This is a genomic window from Pseudomonas retamae (genome assembly GCF_043496865.1).
Classification (GTDB): Bacteria; Pseudomonadota; Gammaproteobacteria; order Pseudomonadales; family Pseudomonadaceae; genus Aquipseudomonas; species Aquipseudomonas retamae.
Window position 1 is genome coordinate 82,293 of sequence record NZ_JBIEIL010000009.1, and the last position, 17,559, is coordinate 99,851.

The window sequence follows — 17,559 nt, forward strand, 5'->3', positions numbered from 1 at the left end:
AACCCACTTCACAAGGATCGTGAAGCATGCAAAATCGCCCTACCCTCGCCCAGTTCGCCCGCCAGCTACGCGTCAAACAAACCGACTGCGAACACCTGCTCTGGCAAAAGCTTCGCGCCCGGCAAATCGCCAATCTGAAATTTCGTCGGCAATATCCGTGTCCGCCTTATGTGCTGGATTTTTACTGTGCCGAGCTGAAGTTGGCGATCGAGCTGGATGGTGGACAACACTGTGAATCGCAGGGACTGATCCACGACCTACGCCGGACGCGCTATCTGAATCAAAAGGGCATTGAAGTCGTGCGCTTCAGTAATCTTGAGGTGATGCAGCAAATGGACGATGTGCTGGAGCAGATCATAAGAATTGCGGCACATGGAAGAGCGCCCTCACCCTAACCCTCTCCCAAAGGGAGAGGGAACCGACCGAGTTGTTTCAGCGGATTACGCCCGCATGAAATATCGAGCCGAACTTACGTTTTGAAACCAATCGAGATCAGCTCCCTCTCCCTCCGGGAGAGGGCTGGGGTGAGGGGCTGCTTTCTCACGCCATACACCAAATCCAGGAACCGACCGAGTTGTTCAGCGAATGGCGCCGACATGAGATATCGAGCCGAACTCAAGTTTTGAAACCAACAGAGATCGGCCCCCTCTCCCTCCGGGAGAGGGCTGGGGTGAGGGCTGCGTTCTCACGCCCTACACCAAATCAGCCACAAACAAAAACGGGCCTGCATTCGCAGGCCCGTTCTCATTGGGGTGGCTTATGAAATCAGCGCATCAACTGTTGATCGCTGCCTGTTCGTTCTCGTCAAATTCCTCTGCCAGCAACTTGTCATTCGCTTTGCCGGTGAACGGCACTACAGCGGCGCGTGGTTTACCTCGCAGTTTGCCGAACAGGTGATCCAGTTTGTGCTCGAGTTTTTCGGCAGCGCCGTCGATCGCCTGCTCCAGCGAATCGGCTTTATGGGTCACGGAAATCGGTTGGTGGCCTTTTGGCCGCGCTTCCAGTTGGCAGCGCAAGTCATGGGGACCTGGTTTCTCGCCGTTCTCGTCGCTCAGGTGGACTTCGACACGGGTCAGGTCTTCTTCATAACGGTCGAGCGTGCTCTCAATAGTTGTACGTACCCACTCCTCCAGTCGCTTACTACTTTGAATATGGTTATCGCTGTTGACTTGGATTTGCATAGTTCATCCCTTATTTCAGCTAGCTCGCAAGGGGCCTGGAACAGGATTTCGTGACCCCTTGATTACAACAATCGGCCCGAGCGGCGAACATTTCAACCCCTGAAAAAAGATAAATATTCATTCGCAAAAAAAGCCGGACAACCGAGCGAAGCGCTGGTAAGGTCGGGAGTTGGGTCGCCCTGCGCCCCGGCAAAGTTTGCTCACAATTGCTCGTCATTCAGCGGGTGCAGGCTGCGGAAAATCCCCGCCTCCTCGACCAGCCAGTCATGCACTGCACGTACGCCCGGATGGCTCAGCGCTCCCGGCGCATAGAGCAGCACGTAACGTTTGTGATTGGGCACCGACAGGCCGAACGGCACGATCAGTGCCCCGCGCTCCAGTTCGTCGTTGAGCAGCGTGCGCCGGGCAATCGCCACGCCCATGCCGGCAATTGCCGCTTCGATGGTCAGGTGATTGCGATTGAAGGTATGCCCGCGGCGCACATCCGCGCCCTCGAAGCCAATCGCGTTCAGATAAAACTCCCACTCGGCGTACTCATAACTGCCACGCCACGCGGTGATGTCGTGCAGCAGCGGAAAATGCAGCAGATCCGCCGGCCCGTGCAATGGCGGCCGGCCGCGTAGCAGACTCGGCGCACACACTGGAAAAATCTGCTCATCGAGCAAGGCTGTGGATAACAAACCGGGGTAACTGCCGTCGTTCAGATCGATCGCCAGATCGAATTCGCCTTCGTGCAACGGCACGCTGCTGTCCTCGGCAACCAGGCGCAATTGAATGTCCGGGTAGCGCTGTTGCAGGCGTGGCAGACGCGGCGTCAGCCATTTGCTGAGAAACGATGGAATCGAGCGCACACGCAGCGTGCCGCTGATCATCCCGGCATCCAGCCGTCGCAATTCCGCGTCGATGCTGCCGTAAGCCTCGTTGACGGTAATCGCCAGCCGCTGCCCCTCCGCACTCAGTTCCACGCCGCGCGCGCGCCGATGAAACAGACGAAAGCCCAGGCGCTCTTCGAGCTGGCGAATCTGCTGGCTGACCGCCCCGGGCGTGATGTGCAGTTCTTCGGCACAACGGGTGAACGACAGGTGCCGCGCGGCACAGGAAAACACCTGCAGCCAGACATACGTCTGGGCATGCAATTGACGGCTCATCGTTTAGTCCTGCTAAAGGCTTTCTTAGGAAGTTTCGTTGGTCACCCCGGACCAAGGCAGGCAGTATCGCCGACATTGCGCTTGTCCGACAAAAAATGGCAGCGATTCCTACTCCATTGCTTGTAAGGCTTTAGCATGGCTATCAGTGTTTTCGATCTATTCAAAGTTGGCATCGGCCCGTCCAGCTCGCATACCGTGGGTCCGATGCGTGCGGCGGCAACGTTTGCCCAAGCCCTGATGGATCAGGATTTGCTCAATGACGTACGCCGCGTCGAAATCCGTTTGTACGGTTCGCTTTCGGCCACCGGCGTCGGTCACGCCACCGATCGCGCCACGGTCATGGGCCTGATGGGTGAGTGGCCAGACAGCATTGATCCGTCGACCATCGACACACGCATTCAGCAACTGCGCGAAACGGGCCAGCTGCGCCTCGGCGGCCAGCAAACCATTGCTTTCGACTGGCAGGGCGATCTGCTTTTGCTGGATGAGAGCCTGCCCTATCACCCCAACGCCATGTCGCTCACAGCCTTTGGCGCGACCGGTGAGTTGTTCGAGCAAACCTATTATTCGGTTGGCGGCGGTTTCATCATCGAAGCCGCTGAAGCCGAGTCTGGCGTGGCCCCCAGCGGCGACGTCGAATTGCCGTACGATTTTTCCAGTGCCGCGCAATTGCTGTCGCTGTGCAAGCAGCACAACCTGCGCGTGTCCGAGTTGATGATGGCCAACGAGCGCGTCTGGCGCAGCGATGCCGAGATCCGTCAGGGCCTGTTGCACATCTGGGCGGTGATGCGCGAGTGCGTGGAAAAAGGCTTGAGCCACGAAGGCATTCTGCCGGGCGGGCTCAATGTGCCGCGCCGCGCGGCGAAGCTGCATCGCAGCTTGCTGGAAATCGGCAAGCCGAATGTGATCAGTTCAACACTGTCGGCCATGGAGTGGGTCAACCTGTTCGCCCTCGCCGTCAACGAAGAGAACGCCGCCGGCGGGCGCATGGTCACTGCGCCGACCAATGGCGCGGCCGGGATCATTCCGGCGGTGCTGCATTACTACATGAAATTCAACCCGGACGCGTCTGACGATGATGTCGTTGCGTTCTTCCTCGGCGCGGCCGCCGTGGGCATTCTGTGCAAGAAAAACGCCTCAATCTCCGGCGCCGAAGTTGGCTGTCAGGGTGAAGTGGGTTCGGCCTGCGCGATGGCTGCGGCGGGTCTGGCGGAAATCCTCGGCGCTACCCCGGAGCAGTTGGAAAACGCCGCGGAAATCGGCCTCGAACATAACCTGGGCTTGACCTGCGACCCGGTCGGCGGTCTGGTGCAGGTGCCCTGCATTGAGCGCAACGCAATTGCCGCGGTCAAGGCAATCAATGCCACGCAAATGGCTTTGCGCGGCGATGGCAATCACTTCATTTCCCTCGACCGGGTGATCCGCACCATGCGCGATACCGGCGCCGACATGCACGACAAATACAAGGAAACCTCGCGCGGCGGCCTCGCCGTGAACTGGGTGGAATGCTGATCCAGCGGCCTGCACCGTCAGCGACCATCAACGCGTTCCTGCCCTGAAAACGCGCCATAAAAAAAGGCGAGCCGCAGCGCTCGCCTTTTTTGTCACCGTGTTTATTGTTCGACAATTTTTCCGGCATGCCCCTTGCTACACCCCTTATGAGGCAAACGGACTTTGCGAACCTCAGCGAACGAGATGCCAATGGTCTGGGATGGCGAACCAACTCGATCATGGCCGGTCAACAACTGCACGTTCAATCAGGCGGTGACGCATCATGGACAACCCATTTCAGATCATTACCGATGCTTTCGCGCCGGACTATCAGATCAACCTGAGCATTCAAGGGCTGGACGGCAGCATCATGCTGACCCTGTCCAACGGCGGCCGGATTGTCGCCAAACGCATGATCAGCGCCGAGCAGCGCAATGACCCTGCGCGTTTGAAACGTCTGGTGCAGAGCATCCAGTTCGGCATCGCCATCGAACAGGGCCACAGCGCCATGTCGATTCTCGAAGCCATGACCAACGGCGCCGGGCTCACCCCGCCGCCACCAGTCAAGAGCCCGCCGAGCCAGACGGCGGGGCTTTAAAGCTCGCCCTTTTCGACTTCCGGATGCTCGCTCGAACCCGTGCCGATCTTGCGCTGCGGGTTCTCGATCTTCACTGACGGGAACTGCGACGAGGCGTAACGCACCACGAGGATTGCAAACGCCAGCAACAGAATGCCGCCGCACAGGTAGATGATGCCCATGTCCGGCGGATTGTGGTGCGAGACGTTGGAGATCAGCAGACGCGTCAGTGCGGTGATCGCCACATAGATCAGGAAGCGCACCGGCATGTGGTTGGTCTTGAAATAAATCCCGACCATCGCGCCCAGTTCCAGATAGATGAACAACAGCAGAATGTCGTCGATCTTGATGTGCCCGACTTCGAGCATGCCGAGAAACTCCATCACCGCTGCCCACGCCGTCACCGCACCGATGGCGAACAGCGCCAGGTAGTGGAAGGTTTCGACGAACAGGTTGCCCAGGGACTCGGCCAGTTGATGCACGTTCTGCCGCAGTTTCTCGGCCCAGTTGATTTTCACGATGATGTTCCTTAGCCCGATTCGAGCGGATGATGCGTGTTGGACGTTACGGTTTGCGGCATGCGCCCGTTTTCATGCAGAAACGAGGCCACGCCATCATGGCGAAGCGCCGCCAACCCCGCCCCGTGGCGTTTCGTCGCACGGTCGCTGCCTGTGTGGGAGCGAGGCTGCTCGCATATGCAGGCGATACCTGACTCACTGACAAAGCGAAAATCCGGTCTACATTGAAAAGCCACTACCCATGGCGCAGGGATTCGCTTATCCTTTTCGCTGTATATGGATACAGTAGTCGACAAGACAACTTAACGTGAAGGCATGTGAGGTGGTGAATGGCCGTCGAAGTGGTATACCGCAGCAGCCGAGATCTGGAGCGCTTGTTCATGGATAAAGCCGAAGCTGACCGTCATGACAAAATGCTCGAACTGGCCGAATATCTGGCCGAAGTTCTGCAAAAAGCCGTTCCGTCGCTGACTGAGCAGCAAGTGGAAGAAGCCGGGATCTACATGGCGAAGAATCGCGATGTATTCGCCCGGGCGTTCAAGAGCCAGCCCGACGCGCTGGCTGAACTGATCAACGCTCCGGCCGAAACGGTCGAGGCCAGCAGGCCTGCCGAGGACGTGCAAACGTCTGAAGCGCCGGTGAAACCGGCCAAAGCGGCGAAGGCTGCGAAGTGATAAACGCCTGAATTGAACAGGCCCCGAGTCGCAGGACTCGGGGCCTTTTTAATGCCTGTGAAACTCACCGATACAAAACTTTTTCTGCCAGTTGATCAGCCACTCGCGCTGGGGAACGTTTTTCTGCCTGAGCGTGGGCGAAAACTTCGGTCAGCCTTGAACTGATCTTTGCCAGATGCGCGGTGATGGTCGGCAGTTCTTCGCCGCGATGCTTCAGCGAAACGTAGATCAGGCCGCCGGCGTTGATCACGTAATCCGGCGCATAAAGAATGCCGCGCCTTTCCAGTTGATCGGCCATGTCCAGGTGCGTCAGCTGATTGTTCGCCGAGCCGGCCACCGCCGCGCAGCGCAATTGACTGACGGTATGGCTGTTCAATACGCCGCCCAGACCGCACGGCGCGAGAATGTCGCACGGCGTGCTGAGCAAGGCGTCGTTGGCAATCGGGTGGGCGTTGAGCTGCTCCATCGCCAGTTGCACCTTGCCGTGGTCGATATCGCTGACCAGCAGTTCGGCGCCCACCGCATGCAGTTGCTCGGCCAGAGCAAAACCGACATTGCCCAGCCCCTGAATGGCAATGCGCAAGCCTTCGAGGTTGTCGCTGCCCAGCCGCGCCATGGCCGTGGCCCGAATGCCGGCGAACACGCCCATCGCCGCGTGCGGCGCCGGGTCGCCGGCCGAAGTGGTGCTGGTGACATGGCGGGTCTGCTGGGCGATGCAATCCATGTCGGCCACGGAAGTGCCGCTGTCGATGGCAGTGATGTAGCTGCCGTCGAGCTGGTCGATGCAACGGCCGAATGCTTCGAACAGCGCGGCGCGATTTTCGACATGGGCCGGCCGCACGATCACCGCTACCCCACCACCCTGCCCAAGCCCGGCCAGTGCGGCTTTGTAACTCATGCCCTGGGCCAGACGAATAGCGTCTTCGATGGCGGATTCGTCATCGGGATAGGCAAGGTAACGACACCCACCCAGGGCAGGCCCGAGGCGACTGTTATGAATGGCAATGACCGCCTTCAACCCGGTAACCGGGTCGACGCTAAGGTGCAGCGATTCCAGGCGAGTGCTTTGCATGAGAGCGAACATCGACAGGCTCCCGAATCACTTCTTGTAGAACGCCAGTATAGGCTTGCCCATGGAAATTGCTGGAGCGCACCGGAATAAGCAGCCGCGCCGACAAGCGCTTTGCGACATAACTCTCTGCCGGCCATGCGGGGTACTGGACGAATCCCGCAGACCGGGCTAAAAACGAGGCAATGCCCGGAGATTTCGATGAACCCGCGTCAACGTTTTTTCGATTGTCTGCACCGCTCACCGCCCGCACTGCTGGAAGCGGCGTTGTGGATCGCGGCCGAGCACGAAAAAGCCGTCGATCCGCAAGCGCTGTTGCAGGAATTCAAAGAGCTGCAGCAACGCGTCAGTTATGGCTTGCCGATGCTGCCGGTCAGCGAGTTGGCGCAACCGTTGTTACGGCGGATGAACGATCTGGGCTTTGCCAAGGACGACTTTCTGCCACTGCGCCCGCAGGCGGCCTTGCTGCCTGAAGTCTTGCACAACCGTCGCGGGCAACCGTTGGCGCTGGCGCTGATTGCGCTGGAGTTGGCGCGGGGTCTGGAAATTCCGCTGGTCGGCGTCAACTTTCCCGGGCACTTTCTGCTGCGCGTGCCGGGTGCCGATCATTTGCTCGATCCGTGCGGGGGGCGACGGCTGTATCCCAATGATTGCCGTGAGCTTTTGCAGCGCCAGTACGGGCCGAACATGAAGCTCAGTGCCGAGCATTTGCTGACCGCCAGCCCGCAGCAAATGTTGCAGCGCCTGTCGCGCAATCTGCGTCAGTTGCACTTGAGCCATGATGATTTCATCGCTGCGCTGATCGACGCCGAACGGGTGCTGGAATTGGGTAACGCTTCGGCTGCTGATTATCTGGCCCGCGCCAGTCTGTATCAGCGGCTCGACTGTCCGAATGCCGAGCGCTTCGATCTGGAGCATGCACTGTTGCTCAGTGACGACCCGATTCAGCGCCTGCGCCTGACTGAACGGCTCGGGCATTTGCCGCCTAACTCTGTGGTTCACTGAACCGTCGTTTTTTGTAGGAGTGAGCCTGCTCGCGATGGCTTGCTTTCAGGCGCTGAGTTTTGGGTACATATCCGTTGCTGCGGGTGCTGCGGCTGGCGGTTTCGCCCTTACGGCGAGTCCCTTTTTCAAACGCCAAAAAGGAACCAAAAGGCTTTGCTCCTGCGTCCGGCCCTCGCAGGCTCGGGTTCCTTCGCTCCGGGATCGATCCGGGCGCAGCGGCTACGGTTTGCTGCGCTGCACCTCCTTCCGCTGTGTACGACTGCGTCGTACGGTCGCTGCGCTCCCACGCCCGGATCAATCCCTCCACTCAGCCTTCCGATGTCGCTGGTTAGGCAAGATCAACATCAAGAGCACGCGAGCTAACGCTCATTGTTCAGTGGTTAGAAGCGGGGGGTTGGCTTTGGTTTGGTGGTGTGGCTGCCCCTCACCCCAGCCCTCTCCCGAGGGAGAGGGAGCCGATCTATGGTGGCTTCGAAATCGCATACGACTCGATATCCCAGGCCGGCGTATTTCTCGCATTCACCGCAGTCAGTCCCCTCTCCCTCCGGGAGAGGGTTAGGGTGAGGGGCTTTTGATTTGAAGGGCAGGCGAGCTGACACTCGACCTATGGTTATGCGCGATTTCATGTGGGAGCTAGCCCTGCTAGCGATGCAGGCGCCTCGGTCTCTCCGTCAAACCGCGCTATCGCTCTTCGCCAGCAGGCTGGCTTCCGCAGGCTTCTGCGCGGTCGCGGAAGGCGCGCGAACCTGGATGATCAACAGTGCGGCGATGACCGCCGGGATCGCGCAGAAAAAGAAAATTTGCGCCACCGGTATGTGCATTGCCAGCAACAAGCTGCCGAACAACGGCCCGAGGATCGAACCGAAGCGCCCCACGCCCAAGGCCCATCCGGTGCCGGTGGCACGCACGTGCGCCGGGTAGAAGTTGCTGGCAAAGGCATTCAGCGTCAGTTGCCCGCCGATGATGCAGAATCCGGCCGCGAACACGCAGGCCACCAGATAGCGCGGGTTATCGTGATTGAGCCCGAGCAGAATCGTGCACAGCGCCGCGCCGGCCAGCACGCCGGACAACAAACGCACTTTGTGCTGCAAACGGTCAGCGAACCAGGCCATGCAGATCGCGCCAAGCGTGCCAGCGAACAGGAACATTGAAGTCACCAGATTGGCTTCGTTGAGTTTCAGGCCGCTCTCCAGCAGTAAGGACGGGAGCCAACTGATCATGAAATACAACAGAATCAGGCTGACGAAGAACGTTGCCCAGATCAGCACGGTCGGCCGCGCGTAACCATTGCGGAACAACTCGACCACGGTCAGTTTGCTGCCCTGTTCCCGCTCGTTCTGCTCGACGCTGGCCACGGGCGGTTGCCAGTCCGGCAGCATCCGCGCGCTGACTTTGCGCAAACGCGCATAAGGGGGCGCGTCACGCAGCAGACGCGGCAGTGACTCCGGCAGCATCCACCACAAAAACGGAAACAGCAGTAACGGCGTAACGCCTCCAGCGAGAAACACTGCTTGCCAGCCGAACCGGTCGATAAACCCCGCGGCGACAAATCCACCGGCCGCCCCGCCGAAGGAAAAGCCACAGGCCGCCAGCGTCACCATCAAGGTGCGCAAGCGCGGTGGCGAATATTCCGACATCAGCGCCATGGCGCTGGGCATCGCTCCGCCCATGCCGATGCCGCAGATAAAGCGCGCGATCATCAGGCTGTTCAGCGAGTCGGCGAAGACCATCAGCACAGTCAGCGTCGCGTAGATCAGCACGCAGGCGAGCAGTATGCGCCGCACACCAAAGCGGTCCGCCAGTGGCGTCACCGCCAGAGAGCCAAGCGTCAGGCCAAGCAGGTTGGCGCTGAATACAGGCCCGAACGCCGACTTTTCCAGACCCCAGTCCTGCGCCAATGCCGGCACCACATAACCGAGCACCTGGGCGTCATAGCCATCGGTGACCAGCAACAACGCCAGCAGGATCAAAAGCAACCATTGATATCGGGACACAGGGCGGGCGTCGAGTGCCGCGCGAAAGCTGGCAATCTGGTTGTGCATCGCAAGGTACCTGTCTTGTTTTTATGATTTTTTGACGGTTTAGCACTGGTACGTGTGGGAGCGAGCCTGCTCGCGAATGCGGTGTGTCAGCCAACACGTCTGTATTTGGTACTCCGCTTCGCGAGCAGGCTCGCTCCCACAAGGACACCCTATGGGGTGTCGGGCTGGTTGGCCGGGTGCGCCTTGATGAACGCCGGATGTTCCGCCGCCAGCGCCGCAACACGACGGATTTTCGGGTACGCCTCAAGGCTCACATTGAAGCGCTCGGCCGCATACAACTGCGGGATCAGGTAGACATCCGCCACACACGGCCACTCACCGAAACAGAAGCCACTGTCACCGATCAACTGCTCCACCGTCGCCAGGCCCTGGCTGATCCAGTGGCTGATCCACTCGACCACCTGCGGCTCGTCCTGCCCCGACTGGCGCAGGCGATTGAGCACGCTGACGTTGTGCAGCGGGTGTACATCGCAACCGATCACCGCCGCCACGCCACGCACTTGCGCACGGGCAATGAGATCGTCCGGCAGCAACGGCACCTGTGGATAACGTTCCTCGAGATACTCAATGATCGCCGGCGACTGAATCAGCAAAGCGCCGTCATCGGTGCGCAAGGCCGGCACCCGGCCCTGCGGATTGAGCGCCAGATACGCCGCTTGGCGATGCTCGCCACCTCCGGGCGCGATCAGGTTGACCGGCAGCGCCTGACACTCAAGGCCCTTGAGCGCCAGCGCGATGCGCACCCGGTACGACGAGGTCGAACGGTAATAGGTATAGAGATCCATGAACCGCTCCTGTCAGCGCGCCGCCAGCACTTTGCCGCGGCATTCGCCAAAGCCGATCGAGGCAAAACCGTCGCGGGCGCAGCGTGCGCGCAGAATGATTTCGTCACCGTCTTCGAGGAATTTACGCACTTCACCGGAGGCCAGTTCGATCGGCTTTTTACCACCCTCGGTGATTTCCAGCAGGCTGCCGAACTGACCGCTCTCGGGGCCGGACAAGGTGCCCGAACCGAACAGATCACCGGCCTGCAACTGGCAACCGTTGACGCTGTGATGCGCGACCATCTGCGCAACGGTCCAGTACATGTAACGCGTATTGCTGAGAGTCAGGCGATGGGCCGGCAGGTTCTGCTCGCGCATGGCTTCGGTGAGCAGCAACACTTCCAGTTCGATGTCGAAGGCACCGCCGTCCTGATCGCGCTTGTCGAACAGATACGGCAGCGGCTGCGGGTCGCCTGCCGGGCGCGCAGGCTGCGCGGTGCGGAACGGCTCCAGCGCTTCGGCCGTCACCACCCAGGGCGACACGCTGGTGATGAAACTCTTCGACAGGAACGGCCCCAGCGGCTGGTATTCCCAGGCCTGGATATCGCGCGCCGACCAGTCGTTGAGCAGGCAGAAACCGGCAATATGCTGCGCGGCATCGCCGATCGCGATCGAGTCACCCATGTCGTTGCCCTGACCGATCCAGATGCCCAGTTCCAGTTCATAGTCCAGGCGTGCGCAGGGGCCGAACACCGGTTCGGTCTGACCGGCCGGCAGGGTCTGGCCCTTCGGCCGGCGCACGTCGGTGCCGGATACGCGCACGGTCGAGGCGCGACCGTGATAACCGATCGGTACGTGCTTGTAGTTCGGCAGCAACGGGTTGTCGGGACGGAACAGTTTGCCGACGTTTTGTGCATGCTCAATGCCGACGTAGAAGTCGGTGTAGTCGCTGATGCGCGCCGGCAGGTGCATCTGGCAATCGGCAGCCAGAGGGAGCAGTTTTGCGCCGTGCGCTTCAAGGCTGCCGCGTTCGGTACTGTATTCGCTGAAAAGTTCCAGCAGGCGCGAACGCAAGGCCACCCGCGCCTCACTGCCGAGTTCGAAGAACGCATTCAACTGGCCGCCGCGCATGGCTTCGACAGCGCTGCGCGCCGCACCGTCGAACAGCCCGGCTTCCAGCGCCACTTGCAGATCGAAGATGTGCTCGCCAATCGCAACGCCGGCGCGTGGCGCCGAACCGTTGTTGCTGAACACGCCGAGGGGCAGGTTCTGCAACGGGAAATCTGCGTGGCCGTTGGCCGAGGCAACCCAACTACGGGGGGTGGAATTCTGCGTCATGGGTTATCTCCGGGTCGGGTCGAACGTGGCGGGCAGCGTGGCCCAGCAGGCGTCGTAAGAAGGTTGCAATTGCGGGCAGTCGAGGGCGAAGCGGCTTGGGCGCAGCACCTGGCTGGTCTCGAACATGAAGGCCATGGTGTTGTCGATTTTCGCCGGTTTGAGTTCGGCGTTGATCGCTCTGGTGCAGGTTTCGCCATCCGGGCCGTGGGCGCTCATGCAACTGTGCAATGACGCGCCGCCCGGCACGAAGCCCTCGGCCTTGGCGTCATATTCGCCCTGGATCAGGCCCATGAATTCGTTCATCAGGTTGCGGTGGAACCACGGCGGACGGAAGGTTTTTTCGGCGACCATCCAGCGCGGCGGGAAAATCACGAAGTCGAGGTTGGCCAAGCCGTGCACGCTGGTTGGCGAGGTCAGCACGGTGAAGATCGACGGATCGGGATGATCGAAGCTGACCGTGCCGATCGTGTTGAAACGGCGCAAATCGTATTTGTACGGCACGTTGTTGCCGTGCCAGGCGACCACATTGAGTGGCGAGTGATTGAGTTCCGTGCCCCACAACTGGCCAAGGAATTTCTGCACCAGCGTGGTCGGTTGCTGGAGGTTTTCATAAGCGGCGACCGGGCTGAGAAAATCTCGCGGATTGGCCAGGCCATTACTGCCGATCGGCCCCAGGTCCGGCAGGCGCAGCGGCGCGCCGTGATTCTCGGCGATATAGCCACGCGCCTGCGAATCGAGCAATTCGACGCGGAATTTCAAACCGCGCGGCAGCACGGCGATCTCCAGGGGCGCGACTTCCAGCACGCCCAATTCAGTGGCGATACGCAGACGGCCGAGCTGCGGCACCACCAGTAATTCACCGTCAGCATTGAAGAACACGCGCTCCATCGAACGGTTGGCGAGGTAATTGTAGATGCTGATGCCGGTCGGTTTTTCCGCGCTGGCATTGGCGGCCATGCTCACCAGTCCGTCGATGAAATCGGTCGGTTCGGCGGGTATATCCAGCGGGTTCCAGCGCAGGCGATTGGGTGTCACTTCACCCAGCGGGCCGCCGGCGATTTGCCGTTCGAGTTTGACGAAGGCCGGGTGATTGGCCGACGGCTGAATCCGGTACATCCAGGTCCGCCGCGCCTCGCTGCGGGCCATGGTGAACGCGGTGCCGGAAAACAATTCGGTGTAGAGGCCGTACGGGGCTTTTTGCGGGGAGTTCTGGCCAACGGGCAGCGCGCCGGGCAATGCTTCAGAGCTGAATTCGTTGCCGAACCCGGACTGATACGCCAAGGCCTGAGCGGTTGAATCGGAGTTCATGGAGCCTCCTGAACAGGGAGTCGGCAGTGGCCCATCGCTCTGGCACAGAGGTCTCGGCACGCCGGGGTTGTTATTATCGTAATCTGATTACGCATAACGTAATTTGCTCGCTATCCAGCGTCAAGCTATAAAGACGCCCATTCGAACCGGAACCACCAGCCCCATGGAAAGAACCAGCGACAGCAACGGCAAACAGAAAGTCCGCTCCGCCGAGGTCGGCACCGACATCCTCAAGGCGCTGGCCGAGCTGTCACCGTCGACTTCATTGTCGCGGCTGGCCGAGCACGTGCAGATGCCGGCAAGCAAGGTGCATCGTTACCTGCAAGCGTTGATCGCCTCGGGTTTCGCCGAGCAGAACCCTGCGACCAACCATTATGGTCTGGGCCGGGAAGCGTTGCGCGTGGGCCTCGCCGCCCTCAACAGCATGGACGTGCTGAAGGTCGCCGCCCTGCCGCTGGCCGAGTTGCGCGACGAGCTCAACGAAACCTGCTTTCTGGCGGTGTGGGGCAATCAAGGTGCGACCGTGGTGCATATCGAACCGGCGGTGCGCGCGGTAACGGTGGTCACGCAACTGGGCTCGGTGCTGCCACTGCTCAGTTCCTCGACCGGGCTGGTGTTCAGTGCCTATCTGCCGCACCGGGAAACCGATGACTTGCGTGAGAAGGAAGTCGCCACCGCCGCGCATCCGCTCAAGGACGAAAAGACTTATACGACGCTGTGCGAACAGATCCGCGAGCGCGGTTTGCATCATGTGCACGGTTTGTTGATGCCGGGCGTAGACGCACTATCGGCGCCGGTATTCAACGCCGTCGGACAGATCGCCGCAGTGCTGACCATTGTTGGCCCGACCTCACTCTTCCACGCCGACGAAAACGGCCCGGCGGCGCAGCGGTTGCTGGCGGCGACGCGGGCCGTGAGTTGGCGGATGGGGTATGAAACGATCAGTACACCATAACCCCCAACAGCGTCGAACTGCTGCGGGGGCAGTGGTTTATTTAGTGAATAGTCGTACGGCTACTTTCTGCATCCCTGTCATCAAGTACTTGCTGAACGATTTCAAGCAGCCGCTCCTTGCCCAGTGTCTGCCCTGTAACGCTTGCTACCAGGCCGACGACTTTTTCCGCATCGTCGAAAAACTCGATCAACGTCTTTTGCGCTTTGGTCACGGTGGCTTTTGCCGTGGAAGCCTGACTCAGGGTTAAAATACCGATCAATGCGTCCTTCAGATGAGTAAGGGCGGCCTGATTATCGCCATAGCGATACGCCTGCAAGCCCTTGTAAGTACTCTCCGCCAATTCCAGCGCCGTCAGCGCAATGCCTACCGGTGGAACCACGAGAGACACGATTGCAGCACTCAGCTTGACGTTGTCGTAGACGAGACGCCCGATGATTTCGGCAAGACTGGTAGTGCCTTCATCCACATCATTGATAATTTGATTCAAGTGCCTATCGTAGTTGTAACGCAGATCACGAATTCTATTACCAGGCAAAGGCTGGGGCGCACTTATGGTATTAACATACCGTTGCAACTCATCAAAATAACTATTAACTACCGTTCGATCAATGGCTGGCACGCGATTGATGAAATATTCGCGGAAGCCGCTATTACGCAATCGGACCAATGACACAAAGTCTTCTGTCGAACGGAAAGACCGGTCATCCGGCGCATTGGGTGTATAAAGGAAGTCTTCTACGCCTTTACTGGTTACGACTCTCAAAAAAAGCACGCCATCGATACGACGAACATTTTTCACCATGAATTGATATAAGCTATCGGTCATGACGACAGGATCACCGAGCTTGGGTGGGACTTTTGCTTCGAAACTGGAAATCAGATTGAATAACGTGCTGAACTGCTCAGCATTCAGTTGCCCCTGAAAATATTCCGATAGCAAAGCCAGCAACATTTCGTTCTGCAGCTTTTTGAAAAATACACCTCGTTTAAACTGATAGTCGGTGGCGCCGCTTTTGAACTCGCTTACCAAATGCTGAATATATTTTTCACCCGGGCGAAGAGTTTTCGACCAACTAGCGATGTACCGGATATCCAGCGAGTCGAGCGCAGGATGTGCCGTTGACCAATAAAAACGCGGGTAATCACTCGGATCCGGACGCGGGCTCGATGGCGGTTCAAAGCTCTTCTCCTGGATTATCAGGTCGGTAAGCGTAATGGTTTCGCCGGCGGTGATCTGTATAAAAATCTGATCGGGATTGACTTGTACTGAATGACCCAGAGTCTTCAATAATTCCTCAACTCTGCTCTTGATCAAGCGACGAGCGAAAAACTCATACGTTGGGTATCCGGTTGTTCGCGTTTCAACCGTGCACAACGCTTTCAACTCGGTACTGAGTCGCGCATGGGTTCGTGAAAGCCAGGCAGGCGAATTTCGATAGTTGAGCGGAGCGCTCTGCTGGACGCTTTCATACCAGAAGCGATACATCCAGTACGCCGCCGAGCTGAACGGCTCTTTTGCAATGCGCTTGGCATTACTGGTTTTTAAAAGGTAACGCGATTCCTGAGCGCGCTTTTCTGCCGCTCTCGCTTCGTTGGGATACATGATTGATGCGCTATAGCCGGGGTGCTCCTGAATCCAGGCTTTTATCTGTTTCGACAACGCTTCCAGGTTGCTGAACTGTTTGAATTCGAATCGGCCTCCCGGTGTTTTCAGATAGGCCAACTGCGACCCGACATCTCCACGCTCGTCCTGAAAAACCCATGTGTCCTTCAAAGGAAACAGCGAGTCGACGAAAGTTACGTCGTTGATCAGTACCCGCGGATCACCAGCCAACCCTTTTTGGATCTGATCTGCCGATCGCGCATCCAACTGCCCGCTATGCCGAGCGCCCCATAAATCAAACTCGATCATGCTGATGAGCTTGTTATAAATTGCCTCGCGATAGGCATCAGGCATTACCGCCGGGCGAGTTTCAGCAAAACTCTTGCGCAGACTGACGTTTTCCAGCCATTGCTCCAGTTTGGCAACCGTCAGGCCACTGCCCTCATGCCCAGCCAGTGTCAACCGGGGCGCCCTCCCCTGATCGAAACGACCGATAGCTACATAGTCGGTCAGTGTCAGGTTCTCTTCGTGTCGAATGGTTTTCTGCTCGACCTGCAATTCATTGCGCACCAGTACTCGAACGTTGTCAGCGTCGAGCTCTACGCCCAGTGCGCTATCGGTCCAGTCCGCCACATGTTGCTTCACATAGTTTCCGAGCGAAAAGAACCCGTTGTGGACACGCTGGAATTCAGTTTCGTATTTGAGCATGGAGGTTTCCAGCTCGACATACTTCATTTGTGCGTCAGCGCCGGCTGCTCTCAGCCATTCAGGCCACTCCACGCGTTTGATGCCGGCTTTCAGTGAAGCGAGACTGCTGACCCAATCATCCTGAATAACTTTCAATTGCAGCACCGCCTCGCCGGCGGCCAATAGATCAACGGTGCCAGCACGCTGGGAAAACAGCTTGGCCAAATCGACTGTCTGCTGCTTCAACCGCGCCCTGGTCAGATGCGCAAACGCAGGTTCGCGCAGTTGTGTAAATCCGATTGAAGTGCCAGGCAGAGACAGTCGCTGAGTCAATCGTGCGTGCATCTGGTTGCTGCTGTCGAAATATTCAAAACCGATGATCGGCGTGTACAAAACATAACCGTAGGAATGTTCGTTCAAAGGCAACTCAGCCAATCCCAACTGGCTAATGTTAACCACGAAACTGCAGAAATTAACGCTTGCCACCTCGGCAAGTGGATCAATCGACACCCTATATTGCGCAGACAGATTACTGTCGATCAGAATGCTGGCGGTACGCTCGGCAGCATAGGCGTCCAATTGCCCAGCCATGACCGACAGCGAAAGCTCTGCCATCAGGCACTGAGCCAGAACAGCCTGCAGTGCGTCTTTGCGGGTGCGCGTGGCTATCGCGCTGAGCGGTGTATTCCAGTGTCTATCGAGACCCGCGACATGGCGACCGGCAAAGTTGCCGCGCTCTTCTTCGATCAGGCCCTCGGCTTTCAAGATACTTAGCCCTGCGACTAGATAGTCGCGCATGTTGGTGTCAGGACGATTGTAAACGGCATCAATGTTTTGTATGTAGGAAGGCGAAATACCACGCGTCACGCATTCAAGAACAACTTCCAGCAGTGAACCGGCCGGCCGGCTTGCAGCCTCCTCATTCACAGCGCCTCGATTGATATACAGACTACCCGCATCAATGTTTAGACCCAAAGTTGCAAGGCGCTGATTCAGACGAGCCCGCAACATTTCACGAAGTGTGGGAACATCTTTCAAGACCCCGACCAGGCTGTTTGTAATCAACCCAGCCTTGTTAAACTCGGTAACGCTGTCAACTTTATGATTAAAAGTATCAAGCATCAGACTATTGAATATCTTACTCATCAGGACTTCCTTGCGTTGGAGCAACTGTGCAGCTGCTCGATTTGAGATAGCCA

14 protein-coding genes and 1 pseudogene are annotated in these 17,559 nt (G+C 58.6%); 6 read left to right on the plus strand and 9 right to left on the minus strand.

All coding sequences use genetic code 11. The features are described from left to right. The first annotated feature begins 26 nt into the window (after positions 1 to 26). A complete protein-coding gene (locus ACGSLL_RS18380) occupies positions 27 to 395 on the plus strand; it encodes an endonuclease domain-containing protein (RefSeq protein WP_394507440.1) in 369 nt (122 codons plus the stop codon). A 378-nt stretch (positions 396 to 773) separates the two neighbouring features. Here ACGSLL_RS18380 and ACGSLL_RS18385 read toward each other — a convergent pair whose 3' ends face one another. Beyond that, on the minus strand, positions 774 to 1,181 hold the full coding sequence (locus ACGSLL_RS18385; protein ID WP_016771629.1) for an HPF/RaiA family ribosome-associated protein: 408 nt from the start codon (positions 1,179 to 1,181) through the stop codon (positions 774 to 776). A gap of 200 nt (positions 1,182 to 1,381) precedes the next feature. Then, on the minus strand, positions 1,382 to 2,329 hold the full coding sequence (locus ACGSLL_RS18390) for a LysR substrate-binding domain-containing protein (protein WP_394507441.1): 948 nt from the start codon (positions 2,327 to 2,329) through the stop codon (positions 1,382 to 1,384). A 135-nt stretch (positions 2,330 to 2,464) separates the two neighbouring features. Between ACGSLL_RS18390 and ACGSLL_RS18395 the strand changes: the two genes are divergently transcribed. Together ACGSLL_RS18395 and ACGSLL_RS18400 are read left to right on the plus strand one after the other, a co-directional pair. Next, on the plus strand, positions 2,465 to 3,841 hold the full coding sequence (locus tag ACGSLL_RS18395) for an L-serine ammonia-lyase (protein WP_394507442.1): 1,377 nt from the start codon (positions 2,465 to 2,467) through the stop codon (positions 3,839 to 3,841). Between the two features lie 262 nt (positions 3,842 to 4,103). Next, positions 4,104 to 4,418, plus strand: a complete 315-nt coding sequence (locus ACGSLL_RS18400) for a DUF3509 domain-containing protein (protein ID WP_208938684.1) — start codon at positions 4,104 to 4,106, stop codon at positions 4,416 to 4,418. Here the strand turns inward: ACGSLL_RS18400 and ACGSLL_RS18405 are convergent. Next, the gene (locus ACGSLL_RS18405) at positions 4,415 to 4,915 is read right to left on the minus strand and encodes a phosphate-starvation-inducible protein PsiE (protein WP_090281834.1); all 501 of its coding nucleotides are present in this window, start codon (positions 4,913 to 4,915) and stop codon (positions 4,415 to 4,417) included. The two genes, ACGSLL_RS18400 and ACGSLL_RS18405, sit on opposite strands and share 4 nt — an antisense overlap. A gap of 329 nt (positions 4,916 to 5,244) precedes the next feature. On the opposite strand from ACGSLL_RS18405, the pseudogene ACGSLL_RS18410 reads away from it, so the two are divergent. Continuing rightward, positions 5,245 to 5,499 (plus strand): annotated as a pseudogene (locus ACGSLL_RS18410) (YebG family protein); the annotation flags it as partial. Between the two features lie 154 nt (positions 5,500 to 5,653). Here the strand turns inward: ACGSLL_RS18410 and ACGSLL_RS18415 are convergent. Further along, positions 5,654 to 6,673: a Glu/Leu/Phe/Val dehydrogenase family protein gene (locus ACGSLL_RS18415; protein WP_394507443.1), complete on the minus strand. Its 1,020-nt coding sequence runs from the start codon at positions 6,671 to 6,673 to the stop codon at positions 5,654 to 5,656. Positions 6,674 to 6,859: 186 nt separating this feature from the next. Here ACGSLL_RS18415 and ACGSLL_RS18420 point away from each other — a divergent pair, with 186 nt between their 5' ends. Further along, on the plus strand, positions 6,860 to 7,663 hold the full coding sequence (locus ACGSLL_RS18420; protein WP_394507444.1) for a SirB1 family protein: 804 nt from the start codon (positions 6,860 to 6,862) through the stop codon (positions 7,661 to 7,663). Between the two features lie 671 nt (positions 7,664 to 8,334). Here ACGSLL_RS18420 and ACGSLL_RS18425 read toward each other — a convergent pair. The 4 genes from ACGSLL_RS18425 to hmgA form a co-directional block, all read right to left on the minus strand. Continuing rightward, positions 8,335 to 9,705: an MFS transporter gene (locus tag ACGSLL_RS18425; protein ID WP_394507445.1), complete on the minus strand. Its 1,371-nt coding sequence runs from the start codon at positions 9,703 to 9,705 to the stop codon at positions 8,335 to 8,337. A gap of 149 nt (positions 9,706 to 9,854) precedes the next feature. Then, a complete protein-coding gene (gene maiA / locus ACGSLL_RS18430; protein ID WP_394507446.1) occupies positions 9,855 to 10,490 on the minus strand; it encodes a maleylacetoacetate isomerase in 636 nt (211 codons plus the stop codon). A gap of 12 nt (positions 10,491 to 10,502) precedes the next feature. Continuing rightward, a complete protein-coding gene (fahA, locus tag ACGSLL_RS18435; RefSeq protein WP_394507447.1) occupies positions 10,503 to 11,807 on the minus strand; it encodes a fumarylacetoacetase in 1,305 nt (434 codons plus the stop codon). A gap of 3 nt (positions 11,808 to 11,810) precedes the next feature. After that, on the minus strand, positions 11,811 to 13,115 hold the full coding sequence (hmgA, locus tag ACGSLL_RS18440) for a homogentisate 1,2-dioxygenase (RefSeq protein ID WP_394507448.1): 1,305 nt from the start codon (positions 13,113 to 13,115) through the stop codon (positions 11,811 to 11,813). 163 nt (positions 13,116 to 13,278) lie between these two features. Between hmgA and ACGSLL_RS18445 the strand changes: the two genes are divergently transcribed. Further along, positions 13,279 to 14,070, plus strand: coding sequence for an IclR family transcriptional regulator (locus tag ACGSLL_RS18445; protein ID WP_394507449.1), 792 nt, complete (start codon positions 13,279 to 13,281; stop codon positions 14,068 to 14,070). A 40-nt stretch (positions 14,071 to 14,110) separates the two neighbouring features. Here the strand turns inward: ACGSLL_RS18445 and ACGSLL_RS18450 are convergent, their stop codons facing one another. Continuing rightward, positions 14,111 to 17,506, minus strand: a complete 3,396-nt coding sequence (locus ACGSLL_RS18450) for a hypothetical protein (RefSeq protein ID WP_394507450.1) — start codon at positions 17,504 to 17,506, stop codon at positions 14,111 to 14,113. Positions 17,507 to 17,559 lie beyond the last annotated feature (53 nt).